Origin of the sequence: Rhizobium sp. RHZ01 (genome assembly GCF_014851595.1) — a bacterium.
In the GTDB taxonomy this organism is placed as follows: domain Bacteria; phylum Pseudomonadota; class Alphaproteobacteria; order Rhizobiales; family Rhizobiaceae; genus Rhizobium; species Rhizobium altiplani.
The window spans coordinates 73,703-98,164 of record NZ_JACUZZ010000015.1 but is presented as its reverse complement, the minus strand read 5'-3'; the positions used below and the strand labels follow the sequence as shown (position 1 = coordinate 98,164).

Annotated in this window: 23 protein-coding genes and 1 pseudogene; 8 read left to right on the top strand and 16 right to left on the bottom strand. The window is 59.6% G+C overall.

What is annotated here, in order from left to right:
* Positions 1 to 136: 136 nt before the first annotated feature.
* Together IB248_RS16945 and IB248_RS31790 are read left to right on the top strand one after the other, a co-directional pair.
* Entirely contained in the window at positions 137 to 1,162 is a 1,026-nt protein-coding gene (locus IB248_RS16945; protein WP_192241299.1) for a hydroxyacid dehydrogenase, read from the top strand.
* Between the two features lie 76 nt (positions 1,163 to 1,238).
* Positions 1,239 to 1,480, top strand: a pseudogene (locus IB248_RS31790) (IS630 family transposase); the annotation flags it as partial.
* Positions 1,481 to 1,577: 97 nt separating this feature from the next.
* On the opposite strand, the gene IB248_RS16940 reads toward IB248_RS31790, so the two are convergent.
* On the bottom strand, positions 1,578 to 2,411 hold the full coding sequence (locus IB248_RS16940) for a universal stress protein (RefSeq protein ID WP_192241298.1): 834 nt from the start codon (positions 2,409 to 2,411) through the stop codon (positions 1,578 to 1,580).
* Positions 2,412 to 2,564: 153 nt separating this feature from the next.
* Between IB248_RS16940 and IB248_RS31345 the strand changes: the two genes are divergently transcribed.
* Positions 2,565 to 2,819 (top strand): hypothetical protein, encoded by a 255-nt coding sequence (locus tag IB248_RS31345; RefSeq protein WP_169683449.1) that lies wholly within the window; start codon positions 2,565 to 2,567, stop codon positions 2,817 to 2,819.
* Here the strand turns inward: IB248_RS31345 and IB248_RS16935 are convergent.
* From IB248_RS16935 to IB248_RS16915, 5 genes are all read right to left on the bottom strand, one after another.
* Positions 2,816 to 4,210, bottom strand: a complete 1,395-nt coding sequence (locus tag IB248_RS16935; RefSeq protein ID WP_192241297.1) for an ATP-binding protein — start codon at positions 4,208 to 4,210, stop codon at positions 2,816 to 2,818. The genes IB248_RS31345 and IB248_RS16935 overlap by 4 nt on opposite strands.
* Entirely contained in the window at positions 4,207 to 4,884 is a 678-nt protein-coding gene (locus tag IB248_RS16930; RefSeq protein WP_192241296.1) for a response regulator transcription factor, read from the bottom strand. Before IB248_RS16930 ends, IB248_RS16935 begins: the two co-directional genes overlap by 4 nt.
* Positions 4,881 to 5,447: a cytochrome b/b6 domain-containing protein gene (locus IB248_RS16925; RefSeq protein WP_192241295.1), complete on the bottom strand. Its 567-nt coding sequence runs from the start codon at positions 5,445 to 5,447 to the stop codon at positions 4,881 to 4,883. Before IB248_RS16925 ends, IB248_RS16930 begins: the two co-directional genes overlap by 4 nt.
* Before the next feature lies 1 nt (position 5,448).
* Complete coding sequence (locus IB248_RS16920) at positions 5,449 to 5,715, bottom strand: PepSY domain-containing protein (RefSeq protein WP_192241294.1); 267 nt, start codon at positions 5,713 to 5,715, stop codon at positions 5,449 to 5,451.
* A 453-nt stretch (positions 5,716 to 6,168) separates the two neighbouring features.
* On the bottom strand, positions 6,169 to 7,068 hold the full coding sequence (locus tag IB248_RS16915) for a LysR family transcriptional regulator (protein ID WP_192241293.1): 900 nt from the start codon (positions 7,066 to 7,068) through the stop codon (positions 6,169 to 6,171).
* A gap of 126 nt (positions 7,069 to 7,194) precedes the next feature.
* Between IB248_RS16915 and IB248_RS16910 the strand changes: the two genes are divergently transcribed.
* From IB248_RS16910 to IB248_RS16895, 4 genes are all read left to right on the top strand, one after another.
* Positions 7,195 to 7,674 carry a carboxymuconolactone decarboxylase family protein gene (locus IB248_RS16910; protein WP_018858418.1) on the top strand — a complete coding sequence of 160 codons (480 nt, stop codon included), beginning with the start codon at positions 7,195 to 7,197 and terminating at the stop codon, positions 7,672 to 7,674.
* A 75-nt stretch (positions 7,675 to 7,749) separates the two neighbouring features.
* The gene (locus IB248_RS16905; RefSeq protein WP_192241292.1) at positions 7,750 to 8,502 is read left to right on the top strand and encodes an SDR family oxidoreductase; all 753 of its coding nucleotides are present in this window, start codon (positions 7,750 to 7,752) and stop codon (positions 8,500 to 8,502) included.
* A 23-nt stretch (positions 8,503 to 8,525) separates the two neighbouring features.
* On the top strand, positions 8,526 to 8,945 hold the full coding sequence (locus IB248_RS16900) for a cupin domain-containing protein (RefSeq protein ID WP_169683461.1): 420 nt from the start codon (positions 8,526 to 8,528) through the stop codon (positions 8,943 to 8,945).
* A gap of 75 nt (positions 8,946 to 9,020) precedes the next feature.
* The gene (locus tag IB248_RS16895; protein WP_192241291.1) at positions 9,021 to 10,031 is read left to right on the top strand and encodes a mechanosensitive ion channel family protein; all 1,011 of its coding nucleotides are present in this window, start codon (positions 9,021 to 9,023) and stop codon (positions 10,029 to 10,031) included.
* On the opposite strand, the gene IB248_RS16890 is transcribed toward IB248_RS16895, so the two are convergent.
* The 10 genes from IB248_RS16890 to IB248_RS16845 form a co-directional block, all read right to left on the bottom strand.
* On the bottom strand, positions 10,014 to 10,502 hold the full coding sequence (locus IB248_RS16890) for an Rrf2 family transcriptional regulator (RefSeq protein WP_192241290.1): 489 nt from the start codon (positions 10,500 to 10,502) through the stop codon (positions 10,014 to 10,016). The genes IB248_RS16895 and IB248_RS16890 overlap by 18 nt on opposite strands.
* A gap of 215 nt (positions 10,503 to 10,717) precedes the next feature.
* Entirely contained in the window at positions 10,718 to 12,337 is a 1,620-nt protein-coding gene (locus tag IB248_RS16885; RefSeq protein WP_192241289.1) for an FGGY-family carbohydrate kinase, read from the bottom strand.
* Positions 12,338 to 12,339: 2 nt separating this feature from the next.
* Complete coding sequence (locus IB248_RS16880; RefSeq protein WP_169683468.1) at positions 12,340 to 13,068, bottom strand: SDR family oxidoreductase; 729 nt, start codon at positions 13,066 to 13,068, stop codon at positions 12,340 to 12,342.
* A gap of 55 nt (positions 13,069 to 13,123) precedes the next feature.
* Positions 13,124 to 14,383 carry an ABC transporter permease gene (locus tag IB248_RS16875; protein ID WP_018858412.1) on the bottom strand — a complete coding sequence of 420 codons (1,260 nt, stop codon included), beginning with the start codon at positions 14,381 to 14,383 and terminating at the stop codon, positions 13,124 to 13,126.
* Positions 14,380 to 15,201 carry an ATP-binding cassette domain-containing protein gene (locus IB248_RS16870; protein ID WP_062376113.1) on the bottom strand — a complete coding sequence of 274 codons (822 nt, stop codon included), beginning with the start codon at positions 15,199 to 15,201 and terminating at the stop codon, positions 14,380 to 14,382. Before IB248_RS16870 ends, IB248_RS16875 begins: the two co-directional genes overlap by 4 nt.
* Positions 15,202 to 15,285: 84 nt before the next feature.
* Positions 15,286 to 16,371, bottom strand: coding sequence for a sugar ABC transporter substrate-binding protein (locus IB248_RS16865; protein ID WP_112643212.1), 1,086 nt, complete (start codon positions 16,369 to 16,371; stop codon positions 15,286 to 15,288).
* 240 nt (positions 16,372 to 16,611) lie between these two features.
* Entirely contained in the window at positions 16,612 to 17,508 is an 897-nt protein-coding gene (locus tag IB248_RS16860) for an AraC family transcriptional regulator (RefSeq protein ID WP_025661294.1), read from the bottom strand.
* Positions 17,509 to 17,885: 377 nt separating this feature from the next.
* Positions 17,886 to 19,115: an L-2-hydroxyglutarate oxidase gene (gene lhgO, locus IB248_RS16855; protein ID WP_192241288.1), complete on the bottom strand. Its 1,230-nt coding sequence runs from the start codon at positions 19,113 to 19,115 to the stop codon at positions 17,886 to 17,888.
* A gap of 750 nt (positions 19,116 to 19,865) precedes the next feature.
* The gene (locus IB248_RS16850; RefSeq protein ID WP_192241287.1) at positions 19,866 to 20,363 is read right to left on the bottom strand and encodes an Lrp/AsnC family transcriptional regulator; all 498 of its coding nucleotides are present in this window, start codon (positions 20,361 to 20,363) and stop codon (positions 19,866 to 19,868) included.
* 37 nt (positions 20,364 to 20,400) lie between these two features.
* Positions 20,401 to 23,256, bottom strand: a complete 2,856-nt coding sequence (locus IB248_RS16845; protein ID WP_210333019.1) for an FAD-binding and (Fe-S)-binding domain-containing protein — start codon at positions 23,254 to 23,256, stop codon at positions 20,401 to 20,403.
* Between the two features lie 274 nt (positions 23,257 to 23,530).
* Between IB248_RS16845 and IB248_RS16840 the strand changes: the two genes are divergently transcribed.
* The gene (locus IB248_RS16840; RefSeq protein ID WP_192241286.1) at positions 23,531 to 24,430 is read left to right on the top strand and encodes a LysR family transcriptional regulator; all 900 of its coding nucleotides are present in this window, start codon (positions 23,531 to 23,533) and stop codon (positions 24,428 to 24,430) included.
* Positions 24,431 to 24,462: the final 32 nt, after the last annotated feature.

Here is a 24,462-nt window from a genome sequence, read left to right as displayed (position 1 = left end):
TGAAGGGGGCCTTAGGCAGCCCCAAAAAGTTATCAGGCAGCCGCTGCGATGCTGCATGAGACTGAACTGGTTCCCGACGCTGTGATTCTTTCAACATTCCACTACTATAGCCATCCTTTATTCGATGGGAGGAAACATGAGCCGCGCCGTAGTCATCGTCGATCCATTGCCACGTACCCTTGACTTAATCATGGAGCCCGACGTCCGCGCGAGGTTGGAGCGGCTAGGGGAGGTCGTCGTTTCCGAGGACAAACCGATGCCGTCGGCACTCGTAGACGAGCTCCTGCCAGATGCCGTGCTCATCTTCGGGCAAACGGACATGCCAAGGGAGCGCCTGGATCGAGCGACGAAATTGAAGGCGATTATCAACGTCGAATCCAACTTCTTGCCCAATATCGACTACAAGACCTGCGTGGAGCGAGGGATCTGGGTCATCACGCCAGCTGCAGCCTTCGCGCCCCCGGTAGCCGAGGCGGCGTTGGCCATGGGGCTCGATCTTGCGCGCGGTATCACTCAGGCGGACCGAGACTTCCGGGCAGGCGTCGAACAATATGGGTTGGCTGGTAACCACGCGACCTTCAGGTTCGCGGGAGCGCCGGTCGGCATCATCGGGTTCGGCGATCTTGGGCGACAGTTCAGAGACCTGATCCGGCCGTTCAAGAACACAGTGCGGGTTTTCGATCCGTGGCTCCCTCGGGAGATCGTCACCAATGCAGACGGCATTCCGACGCCTTTGGAAGAAGTGCTGACAGAAAGCCAGCTGGTTTTTGTCTTTGCCAGCGTGACGAGTGAAAACCAATCATTTCTGGGCAGGCGAGAGTTCGCAATGATGAGGAAAGGCGCTGCTTTCATTCTTATGAGCCGCGCCGCGGTGGTAGACTTTCCTGCGATGTTGGCAGCTGCCGAATCCGGTCACATCCGTGTCGCGACCGATGTCTTTCCCGAAGAGCCGGTGCCTGCAAATGATCCCGTGCGTTCCGTACCGGGGATCCTTCTTTCGGCGCATCGCACCGGTGGAACACGCGATGCTTTCTATGCCCTGGGCTCCATGGCCGTCGCCGATGCCGAACTGATAATGAGAGGATTGCCTCCGCAACTTTGCCGACGGGCGGATCTGGCGACGGTCAGCCGGCTCCGGTCGAAGCCTGTGACGGTGTCCTAGTCATCTTGGATCTGACGCTACATTGCTCGGCCTCTTCATGGGTGGTTGAGCAATGGCAAACGCGACTGGTCGACACAATCGGCCGCTGTTTCCCAGTATGGCCAAGAATAGCCAAATCCAAGCACACTCTCGCGCGCAGCCACTGTTGCCGAGGAGGTCTGGCGTCCATGAACGGCGCATGCATTCTTATGTTCGGCATGGCACAACGACGTTGTTTACAGCTTGCGAAGTCGCCGCCGGTATTGTCTCGGCACATGCCATAAGCGGCATCTTGCCACCGAGTTCCTGGACTTCCTGACACCGATCGATGCGACTGTGGCGCCCGATTTGGACGTGCTGGACAACCTTCGCCGACACAGGCACAGCACGGCCATCTGCCGGCCAGGCCACGTAACCGGGCCGCCAGCCTTCGACATTACCGCGACAGGAAGAGCGGGATCCGGCTTTCTTTCAGCATCGAACGGGTCACACCTCCAAACAGGCGCTGCTGTATCCGTGGGTGGTTGTAGGCGCCCATGACGACCATGTCGGCTGTCACGTCCGTCGCGTGTTGTCGCAAGGCCTCGTCCACGCGCCGCCCGCCGGTGGCCACCTGGTCAACCACCACCTTCACGCCGTGGCGGGTGAGGAAGGTGGCGATGTCAGATCCGGGCTCTTCGCCTTTCTCCAAACTTCTCGCGGCGGGGGCCACGATCGTCACATGCACGGAATCACAGCCCTGCAAGAATTCCATGGACTGGTGGGCGGCCCGTGCTGCCTCGTCGCTCGAGTCCCAAGCGAGCAGGATCGACTTCGGAAACGAGCATACAGCCTGCTTGCGGGGGTTGATCAGGATCGGTGTCGGGGACCGGAACAACGTGCCATCGATGATACGCCTTTGAAGGGCCTCATTGCCGGCGGCTTGCGCGCCAACAAGGACGAGATCGGCGTAAAGCGCATGCTCAGCAATGTCTTCCTCAGCCCATCCGAACTCAGTGTAGATCTCCTTAACATCAAACGACAGATTGGCTTTTTCTAGAACCTCTATGACCGCATTCGTTTCCTCGGCGAGGTGGCCGATTTCCCTTTCCTGGCCATCGAGCCAGCTCGTCGATATCGCTTCATAGGTGCCGACCGATGGAATGCCCCCCATGCAGATCACAAGGGCGCTCATATGAGCGCCCTGCGTTTCGCAAAACTCTATTGCCGACTTGACGTCCTCGTCCCAGCAATCGACGTCAAAGACACACATAGCGGTTTTGATGCTCATCACAGTGCCTCCTTCCTGACGGCTGTGATCGTATCACGTTCCAGGAAAGTTTCCTTGCTCTTCGTCGGCGTCGGTGGGGTCCCAAGTCGGATTGAGAACTCCGGCGAGAACCGCTGGGCGTGAGCCTGTTTTAAGGGGCGATTAGCGCTCATCATGTCGAGCCGCATGCTTCCGGCGAAGCGGACAGAAAAGCTCTCTTGTCGCCCAGTCGAGCGTTCGCGGCGACATCATCGCGACGACCCAATGGTCGTCGTCCGCCCGTTCGAGCAGGTTCTCGCCTTCGCTTCTTCTGGCGGGAGGCAGGGCTTTGCGGCGGCCGTACCCGACGCGGCAGTGACCGACATTGCTGCACGTTCTGGCAAGGACGAGAAAGCCTTGCTCCAGACATTGGTCTCGTTGCCTCGTTAAGGCCGGAAACCATAGTTTCTTACGCCCGACCCCATCGCCGGCCGGCGATTTCGGGCGTGCCTTCCCCCGCTCTTCCTTTCGAAACTAATCTCGAAGGCAAGACCCAGCCTGGACTTGGACTGGTGAAGCGAGGCCCGGTGCAATTCAGCAATCCGCCTGACGATCTTCAACCCGATGCCGAGGCTGCCATTGCTGTCGGACGCACTGATTTCTCGACACATACCACCTGGATACTGATCCTCGACACGGACCATATTGCTGCCTACCTTCACAAGAACATCAGTGCCCGCCGGCGTATGGCGTACTGCATTCTCGACGAGATTACGCACGGCGTCTCGCAGTAGCGCGGGCGCCCCTTGGACAATGGCGGTTTCTACTTGAGGACAGAACGCCAGAGAGTGGTTGTTCTCATAGACCCATGGTGCGAGTTGCTCGACGACGGAGGACGACAGTATCACGAGGTCAACGGCCTCAAAGGTCCCGTGGTCGAAGCCATCAAGTCGGGCGAGGGTCGTCAGTTCAGCGACGAAGCGTACGAGGTCGTCCAGATCGATTTCCGCCCTGCGGGCACGCGGATGGTCGATGTTTCCCAGCTCAAGCTTGATTGCCGCAAGTGGGGTACGAATTTCGTGCGCGATGCCCGATGTGAGAACTTTCTGTGACGTCATCAGTTCGCCGACGCGCTCGAAGGCGCGATTGATAGCGATGGCGAGATGGGCGACCTCACGCGGCATCTCGTCGAAACTCAGGTGCGAATTTGCGTCCATCGGATCAATCTTGTCGGCGGCATTGGCTGCTGCACGCACCGGCTTCAGGGCCTGTCGCACGGAGAGCAGGGTGGCACCGAGAACGAGGACCAGCAAGATACTCATCGGCACCAGCATATGTTCGACCACCTCCTTCCAGAAGACGGAGGAGACGACGTCTTGCGGATCGTCGATCGTTGCGACGTCGACGACGAACCGTTGATTTCCGACCACGAATGCGCGACCGCCGACCAGTGATAACGGCTTGCCTGGCTTTAGAGACCTCAGCCAAAAATCCGGCGGGTTTACATCCGCTGGAAGAAACCGGCTTTCACAGGCATCGTCGCAGGACTCGAACACAAGTGCGCCGGTAGCATCGCGTATCCTCGCGACATAGCCCGATGATCGCTCTTGGTAGCGATGTCTGACATTATCGGGAAGCTGGTATCGGACGCTTTTCCCATCCACGGTTATGCCGGAGGCTAGACGCTCGGTTTCCTGCTCAACAAACAGGCGCGACAGCTCGCCAACGTTCCAATAATAGTCGGAGAATATTACGGAGAGTTGCAGGACCATTGCGAGTACTGCAAAGAACGCAATCCGTCTGGTCAGGATTGCACCGAGGGTAGGACGTGAACGGCTCACGCGCGCTCCTCTCGTATCATGTAGCCGACTCCTCTTACAGTTTCGATCGACGAGCCCGTCCGATGTCTTTCGAGCTTCTTGCGTAGCCTCGAGATCGTCAGTTCGACAGCATTGCTGCTTCTTTCATCGCCGTATTCTGAAAATGCGTGCTCTATCTTGATTTTGGAGACCACCTTGCCGCCATTGCGCATCAGAAGTTCGAGTAGATCCTTCTCCGATGGGGTTAGTGCGATCTCTGCGTCGGCGCAGCTTACTCGTCGCGAAGCGATATCGAATTGGATGTTAGCGAATTCCAATGTCGGCATCGTGGTGACAGGAGCCCGCCGCATGAGAGCGCGAATGCGCGCGATCAGCTCTCCGTTATGAAAGGGCTTCGCGAGGTAGTCATCCGCGCCTGCATCCAAGCCAGCGATACGCTCGTCGATCGCGCCGCGCGCCGTCAGCACGAGAACGGGCGTCTGAACCTTTGCACCTCGCAGTGATATGAGAAGATCGATCCCGTCCTCGTCTGGCAGGCCGAGATCAAGAAGGAGAAGATCGTAGTCCGCGCCCTCAGCAGCGAGCCGTCCCTCCTGCGCGGTCGCGAAGGCGTCGATTTTCCAACCGACGCGTCTGATGGCCTCGCAAAGCAGTTCGCGAAGACGTGCGCTGTCCTCGATGAGCAGAATTCTCATGCCTTCTTCCGACCAGTAACCATGGACCAGACGAGATTTTCCCGGTGCCTCCAGCTTTCGAAAACGGCGGCGCCGGCGTGGATGAACGCCAGGACCATGATGCTGTTGGCGATTGCGCCGTGCAATTCCTCCAGCCACTTTTCTCCCCAGAAGGCATCGAGCGTCGTCATCCAGCCCGTCAGCGCCGTAGCCGCCAGCAATGCCATCAGGCAGAGCATCATCACCGAAGCTAAAGGGTTGTGGCCGATGTAGCGCTTTTCATTCCGATCGCGGATGTCCACGATGTGAGCCATCACCTTCGAAGGCGTTGGCACGAAATCACTGAAGCGAGAATGTTCGGTACCGACGAAGCCCCAGACAGTACGGACGACAATCGCGGCGGCAACGACATATCCTGTGACACGGTGCCAGTGCTTGCCCTCGTCAAGTATGAAGAGGTTGAGCATGCATGCCACGACGACCGTCCAATGAAATGCCCGGACGACGGGATCCCACACCTGGATCGTGCACGTGGCAGTGGTGGAGGGCCTTGAGCCCTCCGTCATCGATGAGACCCGCGTCATCTCAGTCTCCGTTCTGGACAATGGCACCAGAAACCGGGTTGAAATAGACCTCGGCCCGACTGCCGTTCTTGTCCCTGCCGTAGATTTCGTAGCAGTTGCCCGTGATTTCGAACGTCTTGACCTTGTAGCCCATGGCGTCGATCTTTGTCTTCATGGCTTCTTCAGACATCCATTTGGACTTCGGTTCACCGGTGCAGCTCGGGCTTGCGAGCGCCAGGGCCGGCGTTGCGGATGTGATAGCGATGGCGGCGATAAGTTTCAGTTTCATGGAAGATGTCCTCTGTTGGTAACCCGTTGCGGGAGACGGGGATACCGATACGACTGGGAAGCTGTCGGTTTCCTGTCTGACGAACTATCATCCAACGAGCGTCGTTTCTCGCTTTGCGCCAGTGCCCCGTCGCGCTTTGGCCTGGCAGTGGTCTACGGCAGCAGGCGCACATCCGGCCGGAAGGCTCGTTAGTGTCGCGAAAATTCGGGTTCTCAGGGCATTCCAGCTTCAAACACATCTCCGTCCGAACGAATGCCCACGCGTCGCTTCACGCCGGGCTTAGCATTCCTGAGCTCAATTGATGCCGCGCCTTGACCTTCTGCATGATCCTCGCTGGCACGGTCAGGACGAAAGCACCGGCAGCCGTAGATCACCCCACTTCACTTCGCATTGGAGACCGAACCGGCAGAGGCCATCGACTTCAACGACCTCGACCACGACGCGCGGCAAATCCTAGGAGGCCATCAACGGGTCGTCCCTCACCGTCTGCGCCAGGAAATCAAGGACCGCGCGGACCCGCAACGGCAGGTTCTTGCGCGATGGGTAGACGACGTTGATCGGCAGGCGTGCCGGCGGAAAATCGGGCATCACGTTTATCAGCCTGCCGGCCTCGATGTCGGGGCAGGCGAGGATGTGCGAGAGCACTGCAAGACCGCCCCCGGCCAGTACCGCGCGATGCACCGCGACCGCATTGTTGGCAATCAGGCGTGGCGCGATGCGCACCGAGGTCTCGTCGGAACCATTGGAAAATGTCCACGACCGCAAATCTCCGGCGCGGCTGTAGCAGATGCAGTCATGCCCGCCGACGTCGTCGGGCGTTTCGGGCATGCTTCGTCGTTCGACATAGTTCGGTGCCGCAACGAGAAAGGCGGTCGTCCATCCAATCCGCCGGCACATCAGATTGCAGTCAGAGACGGGACCGAGGCGCACTTCAAGGTCGATGCCATCGCCGATCAGGTCGGACGGCTCCTCGCGAAAAATCAACTCGACGGAAAGCCCGGCATGGCGATCGAGCAGACCGGCAAGACGCTCGCTGACATAAAGACCAAGCGGCGCGGGCAGGGTGAGCCGCACCCGACCGGATACCGTGGTGGCCTCGGCACAGGTCGCTTCGTTGAGCGCGTCCACCGCTTCGACCACCTTCAGCGCCATCGCAATCATCTGCTCGCCCTCGACCGTCAGGGCAAGTGCGCTCGTGCTACGATGCAGCAGGCGCGTGTTGAGATGTCCTTCCAGAGCGGAGACCTGCCGGGAGACCGCCGGCTGTGTCAGGTCAAGGTCGATCGCCGCTGCAGAAAAGGAGCCCGTTTCCGCAACCCTTAGAAAGGCTCTCAGTGCAGATACGATGTCCATTCGTCCCCCATACATTTCGACATAAGCCTTATGCAGCAGTCTAGGTCGGAAGCGCTTTACTGTCCAGCAATTACGGATATCTTATGTCCATAAGGATACATGATATCCTTAATTAAGGAGACCGACATGTCGCAGCGCCTCAACTACGCACAGCATTCCCCCGAACTCTTCAAGAAGATCTCGGATCTCAGCATGAGCTTGAAGGACAGCACCATCGAGCAGAAAATCCGCGATCTCGTGAACATCCGGGCTTCCCAGATCAACGGTTGCGCCTTCTGCCTCGACATGCATGTCAAGGAAGCCAAGATCCACGGCGAAAGCGAACTGCGCCTCTATCATGTCGCGATCTGGCGTGAATCGAACCTCTTCGTTCCGCGCGAGCGGGCAGCTCTTGCCTGGACCGAGGCCGTCACGAAACTTCCGGAAGGCGGAATTCCCGACGAACTCTACGAGCGGGTCCGTGGTCAGCTCTCGGAAAAGGAAGTCTCCGACCTGACCTTCTCGATCATGGTCATCAATGCCTGGAACCGCGCGAGCATCGCCTTCAAGGCAGTGCCCGGCTCCGCCGACAAGGCCTATGGCCTCGACAAGGCCGGCCTCAACTAGGCTGGCCTCAACTAGGCCTGCAACCTCATAGCCATCAACACCGCGGCCGGCGGCCGCTCGAAAGGGAGAAGTCCCATGAAGATTGTCATCATCGGCGGGACCGGCCTTATCGGCTCCAAGACAGTGGACCGCCTGCGCAAGCGGGGACATGAGGTGATTGCCGCCTCTCCGAACACCGGTGTCAACACGATCACCGGCGAAGGACTGGCCGCCGCACTTGCCGGTGCAGAGGTCGTCGTCGATCTCGCCAATTCGCCGTCCTTCGAAGACCGGGCCGTGCTGGAATTCTTCGAAACCTCGGGACGCAATCTGTTTGCGGCTGAGAAGACCGCCGGCGTCAAGCACCATATCGCGCTGTCAGTCGTCGGGACCGAGCGGCTGCAGGCAAGCGGCTACTTCCGCGGCAAGCTCGCCCAGGAAAGGCTGATCAAGGCCTCCGGCGTTCCCTACACGATCGTTCATTCGACGCAGTTCATGGAATTCCTGAGCGGTATCGCGCAGTCGGGCACGGTCGGCGACAAGGTTCATCTGTCACCGGCCTATGTGCAGCCGATCGCCTCCGACGATGTTGCCGACGCGATGACCGATGTGACCCTTGCTGCCCCCGTCAACACAACGATCGAAATCGCCGGGCCGGAACGCTTCAGGCTCACAGAACTCGTCGCTCGCTACCTCAAGGCGATGGGCGATCCACGCAAGGTCGAGCCGGATCCGCAGGCGCCTTACTTCGGCGCCCTGCTGGAGGATGGTTCACTGGTCTCGGACAACAACCCCCGCCTGGGACAGATCACCTTCGAGCAATGGTTCAAAACATCCGCGCGAAAATAACCACCCACGAAAGGAATCTCGCAATGATGAAGTCGCTTTTTGTCGCGGCTGCGCTCGCAGCCGCATCATTCAACACAGCCTTTGCCGCCGAGGCAGGCGGCAAGGCTGCCAAGGTCACCCTCGTCTATGAGCATGAACTGCCGAACGCCCCGGGCAAGAGCATCAAGGGTGTTCTGGTCGAGTATGGTCCGGGCGGCTTTTCCGAGGGGCATACGCATCCGAATTCCGCCTTCATCTATGCAACGGTCCTGGAAGGCTCGATCCGCAGCCAGGTCAATGATGGGCCGGTGAAAACCTACAAGGCCGGCGAGAGCTTCTCGGAGATGCCTGGCGACCGTCATGGCGTCAGCGCAAACGGCAGCAAGGCAAAGCCGGCCAAGCTCCTTGCCGTTTTCGTGGTTGACACCGACCAGAAAGAGCTGACCTATCCCTTGAAGAAGTAGGCGAGGACGGGGCCGGGTGTCGATCGCGCACTCGGCCCCCCCAAAAGCGCAGCAATTATCGCGATCGGAGCTGCCATGTTCAACGACCCACTTTCGTTGCCGCTTGTTCTGATCAACATTCTGGGCGTAGCCGGCATTGTTGTCTGGCATCTCCAGGGCCGTGACCGCCCGACTGCGCGGCTGATCGTCCAGATCCTCTTCTTTGCAGGCATGACCGCCGTCCTCGTTATGGCAGGCATTCTGCCTCATCGCGTTGAGGAGACGCAGCTTGCCGGCGTGATGGCATTCCTGTCCATCTCGGCAAGGGTATTGTGGTGGACACATCTGGCATGGACCCTCATCGGCTTCGTACGCATCTATATCGTTCTGGAAAAGAGGCCGCGTGAAGCGCGGCTGTTGCAGGATCTGATCGTTGCCGTCGTCTATCTCGGTGTCGCGCTGTCCATCCTGGGCTTCGTTTTCAAAGCGCCCATCGGCACCCTGGTGGCAACGTCGGGTGTGGTTGCCATCATCTTCGGCCTGGCGCTGCAAAATACGCTTGGCGACGTGTTCTCGGGGATCGCGCTGACATTGGGCCGGCCCTTTGCCATCGGTGACTGGATCTTGCTTGGCGACGGCACCGAGGGCCGCGTCATCGAGAACAACTGGCGCTCCACCTTTCTGCTCACCGGCGCTCACAATGTCGTCATTCTGCCCAATAGCGTGCTGGCGAAGGTGGGTCTTACCAACCTCAGCCGTCCCGATGAAACGCATCAGATCACGCTGCTTGTCCGGATCGCGGCAAACCATAGCCCGCAGCTTGTCGAGGAGGCGCTGCGAACCGCGTTGCAATCAAGCACGCGCATCGTCCAGGATCCACCGCCGATCGTCGCTCTCAAGGGGATCGATGCTGTCGCAATCGAGGCAGAATTGCAGTTTCGCGTGACCAGTCCAGCAAACAGGACGCCGGCGCGCAACGAAGTGATCGATCTCGTCCACAGCCACTGCCAGGAAAGCGGGCTCTCGCTCGCAATGCCCCCTCAGAGCTATCTCTACGCATTGCCCGACGCAAGCGAGGTCAAGCTGCGATCAGCCAGCTCGCTCTAACACCCACTCGAAGCTGTTCTTCCAAAGGTCTTTCGGAATATCCCTCGCCAGGGTCTCGATCAGATCGGAAAAGCTGACGCTGCGCAATTTCTGGCGCCACGCTTCGTCGGCGTCCCACATGACGCGCGCCACCGCGCATGGACTGCTTTCGCAATAGCCGTGAGGCCGACAGGGATTGTTGGCTCTGATGTTGTTGCAGACAAAGGTCTGCGCCTTGCCTTCGACTGCCTCGACGATGTCGAGAAAGGTCAGATCGGCGGGTGCTCTAGCCAGTCTGTAGCCGCCAGATGGGCCCAGCGTCGTATGAACGAGACCTGCTTGAGAAAGGCTCTGCAGCGCCTTCGAAAGATATTCCTTCGGAAGTCCGTGGAACTCGGCCAACGCCTTCGTCGACAGGTAACGGCCTTCGGGCAGACCGGCAAGTATGGCGCAACAATGCAGCGCCCATTCGACTTGGCTTTTCAGGATCATCATTTCCGTCCGAAAGGGTACCGAGCGGCACCTATTAAGGACAGAAAATATCCCTATTTCGCGGCAATGTAAACGGGACAAGAAAGCAACAAGCGTCCAGGTCGCCAGCAATCAGCCAGCGACCAGCCGTGAAGCCCGGGACCGATCTGCTCCGGTATTCAGGCACCCCCGGGCTGCAACATGGAAGCAAAGGGATGTGGACGACACCAGCCTTGTCAGATCATCTCTCGCAATCGTCGACCCGTTTCCTGCAGCAGCTTGAACGCCTGATATCGCCGATCGTGTTTGTCTCGAAGCGCCCCCGAAACAGGGCGATAGACCTTTGCAATACGCGACATGACAGCCATCGCGCTGGAAAGGTCCGGGTAGTGCCCGCCGGCGACCGCCCCGAGCATTGCAGCCCCAAGCAGCACCGGCTCAGGGCTTGTCACGCTGGCCACCTCCGTTGCCGTGGAATCCGCGATCATCTGCAGGACGAGGGGGCTGTTTGCCGCTCCACCACTGGCCATGATCAAGTCGATATCGATCGCCTTGTCGGCCAATGCGTCAAGCAGTTGCCGCAGCCCACAGCCGAGACCTGCAAGGCCCGCCACGTAAAGTGCGACAAGCGAAGCCTCGCTTTCGTCGAGCGTCAATCCGGCGATCAGGGCTCGCGCATCAGGGTCGGCAAAGGGCGCCCGGTTGCCGAGAAATTCGGGCACGACGACAATGCCGTCGGCGAGGTCGGCAACACCATCCCCTGCGCGAGCGGCTGCTCGCTCCAGATAGCCGACGAGCGACAGTCCCTCCGCCTTGGCACGCGCCTCGGATGCGCCGGCGGCCGGGTGCATGCGCACCAGATAGTCGATCGCGGCGCCTGCCGCCGACTGTCCGCCCTCGTTCAGCCAGAGGCCTGGAACCATCGCGGAAAAATACGGACCCCAGACCCCGTCGACAAAGGTGGGTTGCCCTGTTGTCGCCATCGAGCAAGCCGAGGTCCCGAAAATATAGGCGAGCCGTCGGCCGATGTCGGCGCTTCGTTCTGTTTCGATCTCACCTGCGCCCAGCGTTCCAATGCCTCCAGCATGCGCATCGATGAGCGCGGCGCCAACAGGCGTGCCGACCGGCAGGGCGAGCTCGGCAGCCGCTTCGACGGAAAGCCCGGTGCCGAGCGCGACGCCCGGCGCGACAATATCCGTCCCGATCCGCCTGAATTCATCGGCGGCCAGATCCTCAAGGCCGATGGCCCGAAAATAGTCGGCGTCCCAGCGCCCTTCATGGGCGAGATAGGTCCATTTGCAGGTCACCGTGCAGACCGATCGTGCCAGGCTTCCCGTGGCACGCCACGTCAGATAGTCGGAAAGGTCGAAGAAGTGGGCGGCCGCCTGGTATTGCTCGGGGAGGTGCCGCTTCAGCCACAGGAGTTTCGGGGTCTCCATCTCGGGCGAGATGCGGCCACCAACATAACGCAGCACCGCATGCCCGCCGTCGTTGATTTCGTCGGCTTCCGCGACCGCCCGGTGATCCATCCACACGATGATGTTTCTGTCGGGGTCACCGGAACGGCTGAGGCTGATCGGAGCTCCGCCCCTGCCGACAGCCACCAGCGAACAGGTGGCGTCGAAGCCGATGCCGGCGATCAAGGCCGGGTCGATGCCCGCGTCTGCGACGGCCTGACGAACGGTGCCGGACACTGCCCGCCAGATATCCTCGCTGGACTGCTCCACGACGCCGCCAGCCTCATGCCAGATGGCAATCGGCTGCTTGGCTGATGAGAGAAGATCACCGCTCTCGTTGAATACCCCCGTGCGCGCGCTGCCGGTACCGACATCTATGCCGAGAAAATAGCGTGCCATGTCTAGAGATCCGTGCTGTGAGGCAAAATGACAAGGTCGCGAATTGTCACGTTGCGCGGTCGCGTCAGCATGAACATGACGGCGTCGGCCACTTCGCTGGCTTCCATCAGACCGCCTGCTGCGATGGTCTCCTCGAGCTTGGCCTTCGGCCAATCGCTGATCAGGGCGGTGACGACGGGGCCCGGCGCGACGGCGCCGACGCGGATGCCATGCTTCATCACCTGTCGCCTGACAGTGTGAACAAACGCCTGCACGGCGAACTTGGAGGCAGTGTAGATCGGCTCCCAAACCACCGGAACGAGGCCCGCGATCGAGCTCGTCATGATGATGTCGCCGGTCTGCCGTTCAACCATATGCGGCAAGACGGCCTGAACGGAGCGAAAGGCAGCATTGACGTTCAAGTTCAGCATGCGATCCCAGGCATCGGGATCCCCTTCGACGACATCGCCGCCGATATAGGCACCGGCATTGGCGTGGAAGATGTCAAGCTTGCCGAACTTTTCCAGGATCTGCGGCATCATCGTTGCAACGCTTTGCGGGTTCGTCAGATCGATGACCAGCGGAAATGCCTGGGGGCCGAGTTCAGAGCAGATATTCCTCAATGAATCCTCTGCCCGATCGATGAGAACGACACTGACGCCCTCGGTAAGCAGCGCCTTGGCGCATTCAAGGCCGATCCCCGAAGCCGCGCCGGTGACCGCTGCGACCTTTCCCGAAAGTTCCTGTCTCATAACATTCCTTACCTTTTGTCTTGGACCTTTTATCTTGGGACCTTTTGTCTTGGGTCTACGCGCGTCCGTGCGACACTCTTGAACGGCGTGCGAGTGAATCGACGATGACGGCAATGGCAAGAACGGCGCCCGTGATCATGTAGCGAAGCGACGATGACAGATCGAGCAGCGTCAGTCCGTTGGCGATCGACTGGATGACGATGATGCCGAGCAGGGCCGAATAGGCGCTGCCGCGACCGCCAAACAGGCTGGTTCCGCCGATGACGGCAGCAGCGATGGCATTGAGGTTGACGTCGCCCGTTCCGGCCTGCTGGCTTGCCGATGCAAGACGAGCCGCAGACAGCACGCCACCCAGCGCAGCCAGTATCGAGCAGAGCATGAAGGCGCTCGTGTAGATCAGGCGGACATTGATGCCGGCACGGCGCGCAGCCTCGCGATTGCCGCCAACAGCGGTCATTGAGCGCCCCCACTTGGTCCGGGTCAGCGCGTAGCTCATGGCCACGACCAATCCCACGAAAAGGCCGAACATCCACGGAATGCCGCGGTCCTGGTTGAGATAGAAGACGATGAGTTCCAGCACAACGGTGATGAGGATTGCACGCAAGACGAGGCTGCCGAGCGAGCGTGAGGACAGGCTTGCCTCACGTCGGCGAACGACTGTCCGGTAGCCGGTCACGAACAGCACGATCCCTGGGATGGCGGCGAGCACGTAGGAAACAGGATCGGGCATGACGAGTAGCTGTCCGAAATTCACGACCGCCGAACCGTAAGGCAGATTGATCGAACCGGTCGCGCCGAGAAGATAGAGTTGCATGCCGAGAACCGCGAGCAACCCGGCCAGGGTCGAAACGAAACTCGGCATTCCCAGGCGATTGAACAGCAATGCGTACAGAGCGCCGATGAGGCCACCTGCGACAAGAGCGGCAAGGATCGCCAGGGCAACCGGCCAGCCTTCGTTGACCCACAGCATACCGACGAGTGCGGATGCAAAGCCGCTGATCGAGCCGACGGAAAGGTCGATCTCGCCGACCATCAGGATGCAGACTATGCCGAGCGAGATAACGCCAACCGTGGAAGCGTCGAACAGCAGGTTGACGAGATTGTTGGCCGAAAGGAAGATCGGATTGAGCGAGGCGAACACTGTCCAGATGAGAACCAGCCCGACGACAACAGGCAATGATCCAAGGTCGCCCGATCGCACGCGATCGGCGAAAGCCCGGACGGCGCCGCTGACGCCGGTTTCATGTTTGACGCGAACGTCGCTTCTATCCAGCAACGGCGCGGATGGCGCGTTCTGATTGGCGTTGCTGCTCATGGGCTGTCTCCATCAGTGATTTCCCGCGACAGCTGGCGTCGGCTTGCCCTGCGGGAGACGGAATTGTCGGCAGCTCCGGTGATGGCACTGACGAGTTCCTGGTTGGTTGCGTCGGGATAGAATATTCCATTGTTGCGACCGAGGCGCAGGACCACGATGCGGTCCGCCACGGCCCGGACGTCTTCCATGTTGTGGCTGATCATGATGACGCCGAGGCCGCGGTCGCGGACCCGTTCGATGAGGTTCAGGACCTCCGCCGTCTGTGCCACGCCAAGTGCGGCCGTCGGTTCATCGAGCATGATGAGCTTCGGTTCCAGGAGCAGTGATCTGGCGATCGCCACCGTCTGGCGCTGACCACCGGAAAGCGAAGCGATGGGGATGCGAACGCTTGGGATGCGCGCCGAGAGTTCATTCAGAAGCTTCCACGAACGCACCTCCATCGACACTTCGTCGAGCTGCAGCGGACTGGTCTCCCGGCCAAGGAAGATGTTGGCGACAACATCCAGATTTTCGCAAAGGGCGAGATCCTGAAACACCGTCGCAATGCCCAGATCAAGTGCGGTGCTGGGGTCGGAGAGGGTCACCGGCTTGCCTGCGAAGGTGACCGTGCCCGATGTCGGCTGGTGCACGCCGGCAAGAATTTTGACGAGCGTCGACTTTCCAGCACCATTGTCGCCGACCAGAGCCACGACCTCTCCCGCATGGACGTCGAGATCGATATCCGTCAGCGCCGACACGGCGCCGAAATTCTTGGAGACGCCACGCAGGCTAAGCACCAGCTCGCCGGTCGGCGGCGCGTCGTGTTGATTGTTCGTCATCGAGGCAAGCCTTTCCGTATTTTCGCATGATACCTGCAATGAGCCCCCCGACGACAAGCGCCGGAGGGCCCTCGGGAGGAGCTGTTAGCTGCCAATGCCAAGCTTCTTGCAGCCTTCCGCGTAGCGGTCGCCGCAAAGCTGTTCGGGTGTCTGGATCGGCTTGCCGTTGACCGTCTTGTCGATGATCTCGGCCTTGAGGTTTTCGGCCGTCACGAGTGCCGGCGTGAACAACTGTGTCGGCGTGTCGAACAACTTGGTATCGGCCTTCGGCGTTTCGCCGGCAAGCAACTGCATCGCGACGTTGGCCGCAGCGGCAGCAACGATCTCGCTCGGCTTGGAGATGGTGTTGTACTGGTCTCCGGCGATGATCAGCTGCAAGCCGGCAATTGTCGCGTCATTGCCTGTCACTGGCGGGACCGGATCCACACCAGCCGCCTTGAAGGCGGCGACCGCTCCACCGCCGGTACCGTCATTTGCCGCCACGACGCCGATGATCTTCTTGCCGAAGCGGGTGATCTGGCCACTTGCCCACTGCTGAGCCTTCGGGGGCGCCCATTCCGGCGTGTCATATTCGGCCAGAACCTGGTATCCGCCCTCAGCGATGCCCGCATGGATGCCCTTCTTGATGAGGCCGGCGGCCGCGTCGGTCGGCGAGCCGTTGATTTCGAGCAGACCACCATCTTCCGGCTTGACGTTGTTCTTCTTCAGATGCTCCACGAGCGATGCGGCAATCATCTTGCCGATCTCTTCATTGTTGAAGGAAACGTAGTAGTCGGCTGCTGCGGACGGGATCGGGCGGTCATAGGCGATGACCTTGACGCCCTGGCTCTGTGCCATCTTCACCAGCGAAGCAGCAGCCGTGGAATCGACCGGGTCAAGTATGATTGCCTTGGCACCCTGCGAAATCGCAGAGTTGAACTGCTGCTGCTGGCGCGATGCGTCGCCGTTGGCGTTCTGGTAGATTACCTTGCAGCCGGCGCAGAGCTTTGCCATTTCGGCCTGGAAGCCCGGGAAATCATGCTCTTCATAACGTGTCGAGCTCTGGTCGGGCATCAGGAAGGCGACGGTCGCGTCCGTGACTTTGGCCGATTGTGCAAAAACGGACGTTCCACTGAGAAGGCCCAGCGCCAGAACCGCGGCGCCTGCGAGTTTCGTCGAAAGTTCAGTCATTTTCGGTTTCTCCATTGAAGAGATCGATTGTTGCGGTTACTGACTCAGACCCGTGGCTGGCCCGAGTTCGAAAGCGTACAGAGCCCCGGTCCGAAGCTGACGGTCAAAGACGGCAGCCGGCCGCACTTCTGAGCTGCACCTGTTTCCAAATTTGAAGACAAGCGATCCCTTGCGGAGGCCGCCACGGTCTCCGTTCGCACTTGCCCTCAATGTGTCCTGTCTCCTCCCGTCCTCCTTGAGTTAGGCGGCCTCCACCGCTTTTTCGTTTTGTGCCCTCAGGGCTCGGAACCTCGAGGGCGGCATCCCTTTCTGCGCGAGAAAGTGCCTGTTGAAATTCGAAAGGTTGTTGAAACCCGATGCGTAGCAGATATCGATCACCGCCAACTCCTGGCTGCTCATCAGCAGCTGACAGGCGAGGTTGATGCGCAGCCGGTTGACATACTGAACCACCGAGAAGCCGGTATGCTTGCGAAACGACCTGGAAAATGCGCTCGGCGTCTGACCGGCAATCGCCGCCAGATCGGTCTCGGAAAACGGTTCGGTCAGGCGCTCGCGGATATACGCCAGCGCCTTGTTGGTGCCGATCGACATGTAACCGGAGGGATCGGGCTGGTAGTCGGATGTCGTGAGCGCGACGTGATTGCTGGCGCCGGTCAGGAGTTCGACGAGTTGCATGAAGAGTGCGATGCGACGGGCACCCACGGCCTCCAGCATTTCCTGCATGATTGGCTTTGCAAGTTGAGCCGTCTCGAGCGGGAAGAGCACGCCCCGACGGCTGTCGGCAAGCACCGAGCGGAATCCCTTGAGCTCCGGAAGAATGGAAAGCAGGCCATCGATGAAGGCCTCGGAGAATTGCAGAACCAGGCATCGCTGCTCGATGCGCCTGTCGTCGACAACGTCGCTCACCCAGTTGTGGGGCAGGTTTGGGCCAGTCATGACAAAATTGCCCGGCTGGAAGTCACCGATGAAGTCGCCGACAAAATAGCAGCCGGACGTCTCGGTGATGAGGTGGATCTCGTATTCGGGATGAAAGTGCCACCGCACCGTATGATAGGGATATCCGTGCGACCACATCTTGAAGGACTCGCCGGATCGTATCTGGACGACTTCCAGATCGGGCTCTGATACATCCCGCATACGACAACCCCTCCCTGGGATACACTTTGCTGCCAGGCCTTGAACGGAGGAGCTCTCCCGGCTCCATCCCGCGACCATGGAAGAAGTTTAGCCGGATGCGACAGGGGGCTCCACCACATTTGACCCCGCCGGCCGATACTTTTTTGTCATCCGATTTAGCGTTACCTAGATGCCCCCTGGCATATTTCCAGCTGAATCTGCTTTTGCCGCCGGCGACCGCGGCCGCTGTGGCGGGAGAGAATGCTCAGGCACGGGAGACACGTTCACGTCACCCCCTCGGGCGAAGAGACCACATGGTCACCGGCATATTGCTCGCCGTTGAATCGGGCTTGCGATCCCTTGACGCACACGAACGTCAAACCGGCCCTGCGAGAACGCTAGGCTCGAGCGTGCTCCGGGACGGCGGGCGCCTTGGTTGCCTCGCCCTCAAGCAACCGGTCCACGATCATCCTGCCGATCGGGATGGCCGAGGTTGCCGCGGGTGAGGGGGCATTGCAGACATGCAGCATTCGTTCGGTCTGCTTGAAGAGAAAATCATGGACCAGGGTTCCGTCGTCCATAACCGCCTGGGCGCGAATGCCAGCCTGTGGGCTCTGCAGGTCATCAATTGTCAGGGACGGGCAATATTTCCGGCATTCGGCAAGATAGCGGGCGCGCGATGCGGAATTGGCAAATTCTGAGATTGCCGAGCGCCAGTTCCTCCGTGCCATTTTCCAGAAGCCGGGAAATGTCGTCATACTGGCGACATCAGCGATCGCAAAGCTGCCCTTGGCATAGCCCTCGCGCGCAAAGCCAAGCACTGCGTTCGGGCCGACGGTCATCCCACCGTCGATCGTTCGCGTCAGGTGAATTCCGAGGAACGGCAGATCCGGATCGGGGATTGGATAGATCAGGCGCTGGGTGACCTTCGCCTTCGATGCCGGCAGTGCGTAGTATTCTCCCCGGAAAGGCACGATCCGATGGCTGATCTTCACGCCGGCCATCAATGCGATGCGGTCCGATTGGAGACCGGCGCAGGCTATCAGTCTTCTCGCTTCGACAGGACCGGACGCGCTTTCGATGCCCACGCCCTTCTCGTGTTCGTGGATGGCTATGACTGCCGTTCCGCGCCTGATTTCGCCGCCTCCGGTCTCGATCGCCCGTGCCATGGCACGGCAGACAATTGCATAGTCAACGATCCCCGTGGAGTGGACGAGAAGGGCACCGAGACCCGCGATATTGGGCTCATCGGTTCTCAGTTGCGCCGTCGCAAGCCGCGCATAATCGATGCCGTTTTGCCGCGCCCTGTCCTCAAGCGCCTCCATGCGCTGCATCTCCGCATGATCAGTCGCGACCAAAAGCTTCCCGCAGGTTTCGAAGGGGATGCGGTTCTCAGTACAGAAGCGCTTCGTCGCCTCGGCGCCCTCACGGCAAAGCTTTGCCTTCAGCGAACCGGGAGCATAGTAAATTCCGGCATGGATGACGCCACTGTTGTGGCCTGTCTGGTGTCTCGCAAGCTCGGGCTCCTTTTCCAGGATTACGATGCTGGCGCCCGGCATCCTTTCCTGCAACGCCATGGCGACCGCCAAACCGACGATGCCACCGCCAATGATACAATAATCATACATCTTGCTGCCCGACTCCGACTGCTGCCTGTTGCAAGGCTAGCACTCGAGCGCCACGCCGTCTTGAAGTTCTTATGACGTAACTTGCTCGTCAGGCGCGGGCATAGAGCGCGCGGTTCTTGTTGCTGGGGGGGCGCGTGTCGACGCCATCGTCGCGGGAAATTGGCAAACGGCGGGGTTCTCACCGTCAGAACGAAAAGAACCCCGCTGAAGGAAGCGGGGTTGGAGTTTTTGAACCCCGGAAGTCGCGGTTTCAGGGGCAATAGAGCGTTAAGGCCTCGCGGGGAAGAAGATACGCAAAGCCCAACCCCAAACCGATAGGGCGCCCGTTGGTTCCCATTTCTTTTAGAACCTCACGCGAGGCGGGCTTATGACAGGAGGCCTCCCCGGCGGGGGTTGGCGCAAGGGAAGCCTCCTGTTACGGCGCACCTTCGGGACACCGGTCCCGAAAGCGCCCCACACTAAACCTTATTTACAGTCCTGCTAATATGATTTCTCGCCAGACCTGGACGAAAACGAACGAACTTCCCCATGTTGCGACCTCTTGTTTGGCAAGGAGAGCGCACTCAGTATTCCAATTAGATCTTTCGAGGTCGAAATGGCTGAATGGCATCTCGCCATGCGTTCGGGGCAAATCAGGTTCCGTTTGAAGTTACGGGCCACATCGGCGCCCGGCCAACGAGAACGGCCAGCGATCGCCGCACAAATCCAAACCGCGCAGCATATGGACAAAGGGCCCAAGCCCGCGCCGATCTAGCTCGTTGAACGCTTCGTCGGCGCGCCGCCCCCTGCCAGAAGTCTATTCTCGCGTGTCGACAGGACGTTGCGGATGGAAAAGCTGGAATTGATCCGCAGCACCCCAGGCAGGGCAGAAAGGATTTCCTTGTGGATTCGTTCGAAAGCGCCGGCACTCTCGACGTCAACGCGAAGCATGTAGTCGGACCCGCCCGTCATCAGGAAGCACTCGCGGATCTCCGGATACTTGCGCACGGCGGCTTCGAAGCGATTGAGGTATTCCTCCGTCTGACGCTCCAGTGTGATCTGGATGATGACCGCAATTGCTTCCTCACCCACCACATCAACTATGGCTGTATAACCTTTGATGATACCTGCCTTTTCCATCAAGCCTATACGGCGAAGGCAGGCAGAGGCGGACAGGCCGATCTCCTTGCCGAGGTCGACATTGGATATCCGGGAGTTCAGACGCAATTGCCGAATGATTTTCCTGTCGAGAGCATCAATCTCATACATTGTCGCCTCATCTATTCGCGCCGCGGCGGTACCGCCTTCATCCAGCATCGATTGCGTCGGCAATCCATCGCATGGGATGTTCACCCCGAATAGAAGAGAATCGCTTCGTTTGGCAACGGCATGAAAAGCCGGAGACCATCGCCTCGTCTTCGCCCTGCAGCTGGCCCGCCCAGGAAAGATCAAAAGTCTGCCTGCTGTGGGCTTGGTGCCGATCCTGATGGCCAAACATGCCGGCCATGCCGCAACATCCGGTTGCCGCAATTTCGACCGACGCGCCAAGAGCAGCAAGAACCCTCTTCCAGTCCATCAGGCTACCGCCAGCGCTTTCGCTGCAATGGACGAACAGCTTGCGTGGCAATCGCGCCGCGGTCAGCTTCGGCAGGGCGCGTCCCCGGGCGATTTCCTCGCTCAGGAACTCCTGGACAAGAAGAATAGGCTCCCCCGCCAGGCCGGCCTTCTTGTATTCCTGGCGGATCATCATGACGAAAGCCGGATCGACCCCCACCATCGCCCTGCCGGATCCGGCAACTTCGTCGATCGCCGACCTCAGCTTCCTGGCCTGCCTGATGAACCGGGTTCTGTCGCCGAGCACGTGGGCCGCCTTTCCCCCCGCCGACATCGCAACAAAAACAGGCCGGTAGCCAAACCGGCTAAGACCATCTGCGAGCGCCAGGGCTGCCTGTGTGTCGAAAAGCGCCGTAAACGGATCCTGCCAGATGAAGACCGTTTCCTCGTGCCATTGCCGTTTTGCGATCACTTCGGCGGAAAAGGTCTGATATCCGCCTCTGCCCACATCGTGAAATGCCAGTGAAGGAAGGTTGCGCAGACCAGACAGTGTCTCCATCAGCGGGTTGAACAGTCTTGCAAAAATCGCCGCGAATTTTCTGTGACGAACCAGAACCGGTGAATATTCTTCGAGCAACAGCGCTGCCTTGTCCGCCAGTGATCGTCGACGCTTCCGATAGAGCCGGTCGAGGAAATGCGATTTCATCTCGGGTATGTCGACCTGCACCGGGCAACTCGTCGCACAGGCCTTGCAGCCAAGGCATCCGTCGAGCGCGGCCAGGACATCATCCTCCAGTTCCTCGGTCGCATGGCCGCTCTGATGCATCTGGTGCCAATGTCTCAGCGCGTCGGCGCGGCCTTTCGGGGAATGGCGAAGGTCACGGGTCGCCTTGAACGAGGGGCACATGACGGTGCTGCGCTGATAGCTCAGACACTGCGCATTGCCGTTGCACTTGAACGCCAGGCTGAGAGGATCGCCGTCTTCGGTGTTGACGCTGCGGAACGGGGTTGTCTCGATACCCATGAGGGCACCCGGTTCACCGACGAGCTTTCCCGGGTTGAAGCGATGCCGCGGATCGAATGCCCGCTTGATGCGGCCAAACGCGTTGTAGGCCGTGGCGCCGACGAACTCCGCCAGATAGGCGCCACGCACGCCCTTGCCGTGTTCCCCCCAGAAGATGCCGCCATGCCTGCGCGTCAATTCGAACACGCCGTCCGAAATCGCCCTCATGATGGCCCTGTCTTCGTCGCGATCGATATTGAGGGCAGGGCGGATATGCAGGCAGCCAACGTCGACATGCCCATACATGCCAAAGTTCAAGCCGTTGGCGCTCAGCAGCCCCGTAAAATCCCTGACGAAGGCGGTAAGGTTTTCGACAGGCACCACACAGTCCTCGACGAAAGCGATTGGCCGGCGTGTGCCACCGACCTTGCCGAGCAAACCGACACTTGCCGCCCTGACCTGCCAGAGCGCAGCCATTTCGATATCATCAACAGCCACGTGGCTTGCGATTGCGCCGGTAAGCGTCAGCGCGCTCTTGCGCAGGACTTCAACCTGCCGTGCGAGATCGGCTTCGTCGTCTCCGACGAACTCCACGAAATTATAGGCAATCGGCTGCCCGTCGCGAGCGCGAAGCCCGGCAGGCAGCGCCTGCAGAATTCCGGCCGTTTCGGCCAGACCCTGGACCCATTCGTCCATGACTTCGATCGCCAGCGGATCATGCGCCAGAAGGGCACCGCCCGCATCAAGCGCCGCGGCAAATGTCTCGAAGCCGATGACGACCAGTCGCTTGAATTTCGGCTTTGGCAGCAGACGCAATCTTACCCGCGTGACGAGACCGAGGGTGCCTTCCGCGCCGATCGGTAGCCGCCACCATTCGAGATCGCCTCCAGGCGGTTTGGCCCGCTCGAGATCGTAACCAGTAAAACGCCGTGAAAGCGCCGGCACCTTTTTCAGCAGTGCTTCGCGACCCGACTGACAGGCCCCCTCGATCTCCAAGAGCATTGCATGAGCCCAATCGGGGGGCGGCGCGGCACTGTCCAATGTCCGCCCGCCATCGAGAACGAGTTCCATTCCAAGGATATTGTCGCTGGTCTTGCCGTAGCGCCGCGACCCCTTGCCCGACGCATCCGTGCTTACCATGCCACCAATGGTGCAGCGGCTCGCCGTTGATGTCGTCGGCGCAAAGAAAAGACCGGTCGACGCAAGCTGCGCATTCAGTTCATCAAGAACGATGCCGGGCTCCACCTCTACCCACTGCTCTTCGACGTTCACCGCCAGTAGACGGTTCATGTGCTTCTGAAAGTCTACGATGATGCCTGCATTCAGGCTCTGGCCGTTGGTGCCCGTGCCGCCACCGCGCGCGGTAACGGGAACGCCGCTGAGTGCATCAGTATCGAGGACACGCATCAGCCGTCGCACGTCCTCGGCATCGCGTGGGGCAACGACGATATCCGGCGCGATCGCATAGACGCTGTTGTCGGTGGACATGGCTGCGAGGAGTGCAGCATCACTTGCGACGTCGCCACGAAAACCAGTTTCCTTCAGAAGAGCAGGAAGTCGTTCAAGAGCAGGATGATAAAGGGGCTTCTTTATGTTCTGGTGCATTATCACTGTAACCCAGGGGCATCACGGAAAGGCATTGAACCACAAAGACGACGTTCGTATAATTAGAAAGATATGAAAATGTTTTCGGAAAATTCGAACTTGGGCCTGCGCCATCCTCGAGCCTCGCTAACGGTTATGGAATCCGATCCGGTAAGCAATGATCTCAAACTCGCAAAACAATCATTCTGACCCGGGGTAAAAGATGATTCCAGAACCAGGGTGCCCTCTGCGTCCCGCCTCGACCAACCACCGCTGAACTGGAGCTATTTCTTCGATGAAGGTATTTCCAGAAAACACGAACATCGGTTTGCGACACCTGAGGGCAGCGCTCACTGTAATGGATGAGGGGTCCTTTACCCGAGCTGCGCTGTTGCTTGGGGTCGTTCCCTCAGCCTTGACCGAAACAATTCGGACACTCGAAGCAGAGTGCCGGACGGCAATTTTTGACCGGAAATCTCGTCCGATACGAGCGACTGAAGCGGGTCAGGAATTCCTGGAGGGCGCACGCGATATTCTCGCTCGTTTTGAGCTTTCGCTTGCAAATGTGCGACAGGTAGGTGGTCTCAAGCGGGGGCGGGTGCTCATAGGCGCTGCGCCATCCGCCGTCCTTACTCCGCTTTCTGAAGCGATCATTAAATTCCGCTCAGATCATCCTGGGATCGACGTCATTGTTCACGACGACGTTGCCGAACGCCTAGCCAGCCTGGTTGTTGACGAAACGCTTGATTTCGCGTTGGCCGGGCCGGGGTTCAAGTCGGCCGAATTGCATGAAGAAAAGATCAGCGAAGATGCATTTGGTCTCGTTTGCCATAAAAGCCATCGCCTGGCCCAGTCTTCAGCTTCGGTCCTTCTGTCCGACATCGATCCAGATGACCTGATAGTCCTCGACGGACAGGCCGGTATTGCGAGGATGCTCGCGGACTGCCCTGACCTGCCGCAACAGCTGACTGTCGGTCGCATTCAAACATTCAGCACCATCGCCCAGTTGACCTTGATCAGTCGCAATGCTGGCATAGCCCTGTTGCCACAGCAGGCTGCCGATGTCATTCAAAGTGACGAGATCGTCTTTCGCGAGATCGCTGACCTACACCTGGTGCGCTCGCTCTATCTCTTAACCCGCACTCGCTCGACTTTGCCGCCCGCGGCGAAGCGCTTTATCGCCTACCTCACTTAGCACCCTCTCACAGGATAAGCAGGATCTTGCCT